We start from the raw sequence: 1,180 nt of genomic DNA on the forward strand, positions 1-1,180 counted from the left end.
GGCCAGCCCCTGGCGCCGGCGCGGCATGGCGTATCGTTTCTACCTGAACTTCAGACCAAGTCTTGCATGAACTATCCTCATCCGCTGATCGCCCGTGAAGGCTGGCCRTTCCTGGCCGGCGCCTTYGTCATCTCGCTGCTGGTGCAGGTCAGCGCTGGCTTCTGGTGGGCCTTGCCGCTGTGGATCATTACGCTGTTCGTGCTGCAGTTTTTCCGCGATCCGCCGCGGCCCATCCCGGCCCAGCCGAACGCAGTCCTGGCTCCCGCCGACGGCCGTATCGTGGTGGTCGAGAAGACCATGGATCCCTACGCAGGACGGGAGGCCCTGAAGATCAGTGTCTTCATGAACGTGTTCAACGTACACTCCAACCGCGTCTCCGTGGATGGCAAGGTAGAGAAGGTCGAGTATTTCCCCGGCAAGTTCGTCAACGCCGACCTCGACAAGGCCTCGCTGGAGAATGAACGCAACGCTGTGGTCATCCGCCGTGCCGCTGACGGCAAGGTGGTGACGCTGGTACAGGTGGCTGGCCTGGTGGCCCGCCGAATCCTCTGCTACACCCGGGTTGGCGAAACGCTTTCGCGTGGCCAGCGCTACGGGTTCATCCGCTTTGGCTCGCGCGTCGACGTCTACCTGCCGGTGGATGCACGCCCGCGCGTCACCATTGGCGAAAAAGTGTCGGCCTCGTCGACCATCCTGGCCGAACTGGATTAATCCGGCCAGGCCGGAATACACCGGACCCACTGGAGAACAGGCATGGGTGCTTTCAACCGACGCAACAAGCGCGTTAGCAATGGCAACGTGACGAACTTGCGTCCTTTCCGTCACAATCAGCTGCGCGGCAACGAACCCGACGACTTCGACGACGAAGCCGGCGACGATCACGATATCGAGTATGTGCGCCCGCGCCGGCGCGGTATCTACCTGTTGCCCAACGCGTTCACCACGGCGGCGCTGTTCGCCGGGTTCTTCGCCATCGTGCAGGCCATGAACATGCGCTTCGACAGCGCGGCCATCGCCATCTTCGCCGCCATGGTGCTGGATGGCATGGACGGCCGCGTGGCGCGCATCACCAACACGCAGAGCGCGTTCGGCGAGCAATATGACTCGTTGTCGGACATGACCTCATTCGGGGTTGCGCCGGCGCTGGTGATGTACGAGTGGATCCTGCACGACCTGGGCA

At 62.8% G+C, this 1,180-nt stretch carries 2 protein-coding genes; both read left to right on the forward strand.

The annotated features are described in order from the left end of the window. Nucleotides 1-66 precede the first annotated feature (66 nt). Complete coding sequence (locus tag AC1DKD_RS41395; RefSeq protein ID WP_035868739.1) at nt 67-711, forward strand: phosphatidylserine decarboxylase; 645 nt, start codon at nt 67-69, stop codon at nt 709-711. Between the two features lie 42 nt (nt 712-753). Continuing rightward, nucleotides 754-1,180: CDP-alcohol phosphatidyltransferase family protein (locus AC1DKD_RS41400; RefSeq protein WP_477144762.1), on the forward strand; the 427-nt coding region annotated here is incomplete at its 3' end.

The sequence above is a fragment of the Cupriavidus sp. 05T313 genome, from assembly GCF_056396665.1.